The following is a 1541-nucleotide window of genomic DNA, read 5'->3' as shown; positions in this document are numbered from 1 at the left end:
TCTCGGAGTCTCGGAGTCTCGACTAGGAAATTAATTTTGCACGACTAAGCTAAGACGTATTTAAACTGCTTATTCTTCGATTAGCCGAATCTCCTCCAATCTCTTTACTGTTGCCTCTTGCCTCCTGACTCCTATCTCCTGACTCCTATCCCCTGCCTGCCGTCCCCTGTCTCCCATCTTCTCAATGGTCACTGATCTTTGATAAACTGGGTTTCGGTGAATTGGCGCATAATTCATCAGGCTATAGATCAAGGGTAGTAATTGTAAAGATTGACAAAGAGAGGTTGACATAGATGAGATTTCGTGCCTTGTTAGTTGCCTTTTTAGCCTTGTGCTTAGGGGTGTTGACAGCTTGTAGCGACGCGCCTAGTGCCGTCCTGAATAGAAACGAGCTAACCTATGATGAAATTTTAAACACTGGATTAGCTAACAAATGTCCGCAGATTTCCGAGTTTACCCGGGGTACTCTCCCCTTAGAAAGCGGCGAAAGTTATGTGGTGACAGATTTATGCTTGGAACCCCAGGAATATTTTGTCAAGGGTGAACCCATTAATAAGCGGGAAGCAGCCACCTTTATCCCGGGTAAACTCCTAACCAGAGATACCACCAGTTTAGAACAGATGACAGCGACCTTAACCGTAGGCGAAGACGGTGTTTTAACCCTCAAGGAAGAAGACGGTATTGATTTCCAACCCATTACCGTACAATTACCCGGAGGTGAAAGAGTTCCCCTCTTCTTTACCATTAAAGGTTTCACCGGCAAAACCGAAGCCGGATTTAGCTCTATCAACAGTTCCACCGATTTTGAAGGCGACTTTAAAGTTCCCTCCTATCGTGGCGCTGGTTTCTTAGATCCCAAAGGTCGGGGTGTGGTAACGGGTTATGATAACGCTGTCGCTTTACCCGCTAGTGCTGATAGTCAAGATTTCCAGCGTGCTAACGTCAAAGCGACGGAACTGGGTAAAGGTACTATGTCTTTACAGGTGACTAAAGTTGACGCTTCTACTGGCGAGTTTGCTGGTGTTTTTGAAAGTGAACAGCCTTCCGACACCGATTTAGGGGCAAAAGATGCTGAAGAAGTGAAAATTCGCGGCATTTTCTACGGTCGTCTCGAAGCTCGTGCCTAATTAATAAATTCAGAATTTCTGGAAATTAAGGCGAATTTCTCCCTAGAGAAGTTCGCTTTTTTTCGGCTCTCTTGGGGTTGTTGAGCAGTTACAATAAAGATTGACCTCGCCCGGGAGGAAGAGTTGCTAATGCCCAAGAAGACGAACAAGCAAACGGAAGCCAAAAGTTACAACCATGGCGAGGAACATCCCCAGCGTCCCGATATTGGCACGGAACCCCACTTCAAGAAAAAGAAACCCCCTGTCACCTATCGTTTTGACATCCTCGCCGCCGTAAAACGGACGGCGATTCCCAAACCTCACGATTTAGGTTTCTGCTTCTTTCCCGAAGGATTTTTCGCACCTGCCTTAACAGATTTACTCTGTTCTGGTCTTATGGTCGCTCTACAGACTGACACCGCAAGCCCTGCGGCC

The 1541-nt window shown here is 46.7% G+C and carries 1 protein-coding gene and 1 pseudogene; both read left to right on the top strand.

From position 1 onward, the window contains the following. Positions 1-293 precede the first annotated feature (293 nt). Complete coding sequence (locus tag IQ242_RS24485; protein WP_002738218.1) at positions 294-1127, top strand: photosystem II manganese-stabilizing polypeptide; 834 nt, start codon at positions 294-296, stop codon at positions 1125-1127. A 129-nt stretch (positions 1128-1256) separates the two neighbouring features. Further along, positions 1257-1541, top strand: a pseudogene (locus IQ242_RS24480) (hypothetical protein); the annotation flags it as partial.

The sequence above is a fragment of the Microcystis sp. LEGE 08355 genome (assembly GCF_015207185.1).
GTDB lineage: Bacteria > Cyanobacteriota > Cyanobacteriia > Cyanobacteriales > Microcystaceae > Microcystis > Microcystis panniformis.
The sequence above is the reverse complement of the archived record's forward strand: the minus strand, read 5'-3'. Positions and strand labels throughout refer to the sequence as shown.